This window comes from Phocaeicola sp. (assembly GCF_048170425.1).
Lineage (GTDB): Bacteria > Bacteroidota > Bacteroidia > Bacteroidales > Bacteroidaceae > Phocaeicola.
This window is the reverse complement of sequence record NZ_DBEXBB010000288.1, coordinates 1-5,226: the sequence shown is the minus strand read 5'-3', so window position 1 is coordinate 5,226 and position 5,226 is coordinate 1. Positions and strand designations below refer to the sequence as shown.

At 42.9% G+C, this 5,226-nt stretch carries 5 protein-coding genes; all 5 read right to left on the bottom strand.

Annotated elements, in window-relative coordinates; all coding sequences use genetic code 11:
* Positions 1-81: 81 nt before the first annotated feature.
* Positions 82-750 carry an FKBP-type peptidyl-prolyl cis-trans isomerase gene (locus ACMJ0U_RS11340; protein ID WP_417130026.1) on the bottom strand — a complete coding sequence of 223 codons (669 nt, stop codon included), beginning with the start codon at positions 748-750 and terminating at the stop codon, positions 82-84.
* A gap of 13 nt (positions 751-763) precedes the next feature.
* A complete protein-coding gene (locus ACMJ0U_RS11335; RefSeq protein ID WP_417130025.1) occupies positions 764-2,305 on the bottom strand; it encodes a glycine--tRNA ligase in 1,542 nt (513 codons plus the stop codon).
* Between the two features lie 107 nt (positions 2,306-2,412).
* The gene (locus ACMJ0U_RS11330; RefSeq protein WP_417130024.1) at positions 2,413-3,210 is read right to left on the bottom strand and encodes an MBL fold metallo-hydrolase; all 798 of its coding nucleotides are present in this window, start codon (positions 3,208-3,210) and stop codon (positions 2,413-2,415) included.
* The gene (gene murB / locus ACMJ0U_RS11325; protein WP_417130023.1) at positions 3,207-4,232 is read right to left on the bottom strand and encodes a UDP-N-acetylmuramate dehydrogenase; all 1,026 of its coding nucleotides are present in this window, start codon (positions 4,230-4,232) and stop codon (positions 3,207-3,209) included. The genes ACMJ0U_RS11330 and murB overlap by 4 nt, the downstream gene beginning before the upstream one ends.
* Before the next feature lie 6 nt (positions 4,233-4,238).
* Positions 4,239-5,093, bottom strand: coding sequence for a DUF4348 domain-containing protein (locus tag ACMJ0U_RS11320; RefSeq protein WP_417130022.1), 855 nt, complete (start codon positions 5,091-5,093; stop codon positions 4,239-4,241).
* Positions 5,094-5,226: the final 133 nt, after the last annotated feature.

Genomic DNA, 5,226 nt, shown 5'->3' with positions numbered 1-5,226 from the left:
ACACAGATAAAAAAGACGGTGAAGAAGAGGGTTTGAACCACTTCTTCACCGTCTTTTTTATCTAGACTTAATATTCTACAATCAGTTCACTTTCAAGCTGTAGCTTTCTATGCCATCAGAATGAATCACTTTTTCCAGCTTCAAATCAAATATCAATACAGAATTGGCTGGAATAGATGACTGACTTTGCGTACCATATCCAAGGGCTGCCGGAATATACAATTCCACACGTTCTCCCTCTTTCATTCGTTGCAATGCGGTAATCCAACCTACAATCAATCCATCATTTGTCTGATTGGCCTGTAATGCAAAATGAGTAGGCACGTGTATCACCGTATTCAGTTCTCCCGTATAGTTCTGATCAAATACGGTTCCATTAATCAACTTTCCACGATAGTACACACTCACACTATCTGTGAACAAGGGGGTCAATCCTCCCTCTTCTCCCGGTTCCAGAATCTTCATGTATACAGAATCACTCACACTGGCAGGGGTTTCATATGGGTTGGTAACAACCGTACCGCCTAACCCCGGGGACGTACTTTCATTCGCAATTTTATAATTCTGGTATATTTCCCATTTTCCATCCACATTTGCACGGGCTACCTCCGCAATAGAATCTATATAGTGTTCGTTACGGACTTGCCAGTTCGCATACGGGTCTTCCACTGTGGTATCTTCCGCACACGACATAAAGCCGAAAGAAAGAGAAAACAGCAAGGCTATCAGCCAAAATAGGTTCTTGTTCATGTAGTTTAATTTATTACTGCAATGTTTTCAGCAAGCTGGTGATGCTTACCTTGTCTGCAATGATATTATTCAAATCTGCAATAGCCACACGTTCCTGTTCCATAGTGTCACGGTTACGCAGGGTTACGCAGTTATCTTCCAATGTCTGGTGGTCGATGGTGATACAGTACGGAGTACCGATAGCATCCTGACGACGGTAACGCTTTCCGATAGAATCTTTTTCATCGTACTGGCAGTTGAAGTGGAACTTCAGGTCGTTCACGATTTCACGAGCCTTTTCAGGCAGACCGTCTTTCTTCACCAACGGCATGACAGCCAGTTTCACCGGTGCCAAAGCAGCAGGCAATTTCAAGACCACACGTGTTTCACCATTTTCCAGTTTTTCTTCATGATAAGCCGCACTCATCACGCTCAGGAACATACGGTCTACACCGATTGAAGTTTCAATGACATACGGAGTATAACTTTCGTTGATTTCCGGATCGAAATACTTGATGCTCTTTCCTGAGAATTTTTCATGCTGGCTCAAGTCGAAGTTAGTACGTGAGTGGATACCTTCTACTTCCTTGAATCCGAACGGCATCAGGAATTCAATATCTGTAGCCGCATTGGCATAATGGGCCAGTTTTTCATGGTCATGATAACGATAGTGATCGTCACCGAATCCCAGTGCCTTATGCCATTTCAAACGGATTTCTTTCCATTTCTTGAACCAGTCAAGTTCTGTTCCCGGTTTTACGAAGAACTGCATTTCCATCTGTTCAAACTCACGCATACGGAAGATGAACTGACGAGCCACAATTTCATTACGGAAAGCCTTACCAATCTGTGCTATACCGAACGGAATCTTCATACGACCTGTCTTCTGCACGTTCAGGTAGTTCACGAAAATACCCTGAGCGGTTTCCGGACGCAGGTACACCTTCATGGCACCGTCGGCAGTAGAACCCATTTCTGTAGTAAACATCAGGTTGAACTGACGAACTTCTGTCCAGTTCTTTGTTCCAGAAATCGGACATACGATTTCTTCATCCAGAATAATCTGACGAAGTTCATTCAGGTCGTTGGCATTCATTGCCTTTGCAAAACGTTCATGCAACGCATCACGTTTTGCCTGATGTTCCAATACACGCGCATTCGTGCTACGGAACTCTTCTTCATTGAATGCCTCTCCGTATTTTTTGGCAGCCTTCGCTACTTCCTTATTGATTTTCTCGTCGTATTTGGCAATCTGGTCTTCAATCAAGACATCGGCACGGTAGCGCTTCTTCGAATCACGGTTGTCAATCAGAGGGTCATTGAACGCATCTACGTGACCGGAAGCCTTCCAGATAGTAGGATGCATGAAGATAGCAGAATCAATACCTACGATGTTGTCGTGCAACAGCACCATGCTCTGCCACCAGTATTGTTTGATATTGTTTTTCAGTTCCACACCGTTCTGACCGTAATCATATACGGCTCCCAGCCCATCATAAATATCACTTGACGGGAATACAAAACCATATTCTTTACAATGTGAAACAAGTTTCTTGAAAACGTCTTCTTGTGCCATTTTTCCTATTATTTTGTTTTTTTCTACTTAAATGTCTATTAATAGGGCACAAAGATACGGATTTATCAATAAAAAAGCATGATAGGTGTATTAATTTATCTTATGAGTTATTTCTTCCCCTCTGTCTCGTTCACGTCTATCACAAGTCCGTCATATGTCAGAAACACATTTTCCGGTAATTGTTCCTGCACTTCTGCATGCAAGCCTACCTGATGGCTCATGTGGATAAAATAAGTTTTCCTTGCAGCTATACGGGCTGTCTGCTCCAGTGCCTCGGACAAGGACTGATGCGTCCAATGAGGTTCCACACGCAAAGCATTCATCACCAGACAATCCAATCCTTTCAGGTACTCGTATGAACTTTCAGGAAGGTGTAACATATCTGTAATCCAGGCCATTTTTCCAATACGGAACCCCATAATCGGAAGCTTTCCATGCATTACGCGGAAAGGAATGACCTCCACTTGATCTCCTGCTACATTGGACACCACGAACGGTTCGCCTTCTTTAATATAATTCAATGGAATATGAGGAACTCCGGGATAAAGATTTTCCGCAAAACAATAGGGCATCCGGTTCTTCAAGCGAGTGGCTGTATAATCTTCCGCATACACCGGAATGTCACGAAACTTACAGAAAGGCCGCAAATCGTCCAGACCACCCACATGGTCATAATGTTCATGGGTAATCAGCACTCCGTCTATCGCACGAAAATCATTCAGCCGAAGCATCTGTTCGCGAAAATCCGGACCACAGTCGATAAGAATGCGTACTCCGTTTACTTCTACCAGACCGGAACAGCGCAAACGGTTGTCACGCGGGTCGGAACTTGTACATACCTTACAAGTACATCCCATTTGTGGTACTCCTATGGACGTCCCGCTTCCTAAAATTGTTATTTTCATTGTTTTACTCCAATAAAGTTCACTTCCGGATGAATAGCCACTCCAAATTTTTCTTTCACAGAACGAACGACTTCTTCTGCCAGTTTTACGACTTCACTTCCTGTAGCTCCTCCCAGATTCACCAACACCAATGCCTGCTTGTCGTGCACTCCGGCATTTCCCAGCCGTTTGCCCTTCCAGCCGCAACGGTCAATCATCCATCCTGCAGGAATTTTTACACGGTCGTCACCTACTTTATAAAAAGGCATACCAGGATATTCCTTGAGCAAATCTTCAAATTGTGCAAGCGGAACAATGGGATTCATAAAGAAACTGCCGGCATTTCCAATCTTTTCCGGATCAGGAAGTTTAGCTTCACGGATACGTATGATTACACGACGAAGTTTTTCCAATGACAAATCTCCTTCCACCTTCTCCAGTTCGGACCGGATATTTCCATAATCCAGATGAAATTCCGGCTGTTTTTTCAAGCGATAAGTGACATAAATCACGATGTAAAGTCCTTTCAACTCCCGTTTAAATACACTTTCACGGTATGCATATCCACACTCACTTTGCTTGAAAAGACGAGTGGTTCCATCATTCACCGCTACCGTTTCGACCGACACAATCAAATCCTTAGCTTCTACTCCATATGCTCCGATATTCTGTACAGCTGAAGCTCCTACCTCTCCTGGTATCAAAGACAGATTCTCCGCACCATACCATCCTTGCCTGACAGTATAGCCTACAAAGTCATCCCACACCTCACCGGCACCGACACGTATCTCTACCCACTCGTCAGTTTCACTTACCACCTGCATTCCTTTAATACCTGAATGCAACACGGTTCCTTCATAATCGGACACAAACAACAGATTACTTCCTCTTCCTACATGCAAAAGAGGAGTCTTTTGTGCTTTCCACTCTTTCAAAACGCAGAGCAGTTCATTCACTGATTCATATTCCACGAAACGAGCTGCCTTCACATTCATTCCGAATGTGTTATAAGGAAGCAATGAGTAATTTGTATAGTCTTTCATAATGCATCAATCGCTCAAATCTTCAAACCGGATAAGTTGCCAGATGTTTTCACGCCGTTCAAAATACAGTGTATTACTAAAGCCATTTCCAAATCCTTTAAATTCCACCACCTTATAGTCGGAGTTTATATTTTCAGGCTGGCCATAATGTACATTCGTCATTTTTCCTTTCATCATCGGAGGGCGAAAAGCAAACCATTGTCCCGGCTCCAGCGTGGTTTCCAATATCTGAAACTCATCCTCCGGATCGGCCGTCACAAAATACAGGGGTTCATGCAGACGTTCCTGCTGGAAAAGTGAATCACGCGAAAAACGTTCATAAAAGGTATAAAAATCTTCTTTCCCGCCATTTTCTTCTTTCATTTTTTCCACATTGATGGCTTCCAAAAACCAGGAGTCTTTTTTCCGTTCAAAATAATAACGCTTGATTTTTTTCTCGGTCAGAAAAATCCAGTCCACTTGTACGCTATGCATACTGGTATCCTTTTCCATTTCCATGTCTTCTTCCTTATCGAAAAGGACCGTATAAGCCTGCTCCCGACTAAATAAAGGGTCATGCTCCCATTCATTTTTCAGTATACGCTTCACTTGTTTGCCCTTATACAATGAAAACGGAAAAATTACACGCGACCGCTGAAATTTTGCGTCAGAAGCAAAATTATAGAAAAAGTCGGCAAAGCTCTCATCTGCCGAAGCAGGTACCTGTTCCTCCATCACAATAGTATCCTGAATAGAGTCAGGCAAAGCTTTCATGGAATCAATCTGTTCTGTCAATGCGGCAAAAGGATCGGCTTTCTTTTTTCCTCCTCCGCAAGATGCCATCAGCGCCAGCAGACAGCATCCAATGATTAGTCTCTTCATTTGGTCTCCTCAAATATCGCCGCAAAAATACCTTTTTTTTCTTATCATTGTTTCAGAAACAAGAGTTTTCTTTTTTGTTGGATTAAAAACAGAATTTTTCAGTTTAAATCCTTACCTTTGCAAACAAAATAAT

Bases quoted from the DNA above. Each gene is read 5' to 3' on its own strand.
- murB (WP_417130023.1), bottom strand. From the start codon at position 4,232: ATGAAAGACTATACAAATTACTCATTGCTTCCTTATAACACATTCGGA.
- ACMJ0U_RS11340 (WP_417130026.1), bottom strand. From the start codon at position 750: ATGAACAAGAACCTATTTTGGCTGATAGCCTTGCTGTTTTCTCTTTCT.
- ACMJ0U_RS11335 (WP_417130025.1), bottom strand. From the start codon at position 2,305: ATGGCACAAGAAGACGTTTTCAAGAAACTTGTTTCACATTGTAAAGAA.
- ACMJ0U_RS11330 (WP_417130024.1), bottom strand. From the start codon at position 3,210: ATGAAAATAACAATTTTAGGAAGCGGGACGTCCATAGGAGTACCACAA.
- ACMJ0U_RS11320 (WP_417130022.1), bottom strand. From the start codon at position 5,093: ATGAAGAGACTAATCATTGGATGCTGTCTGCTGGCGCTGATGGCATCT.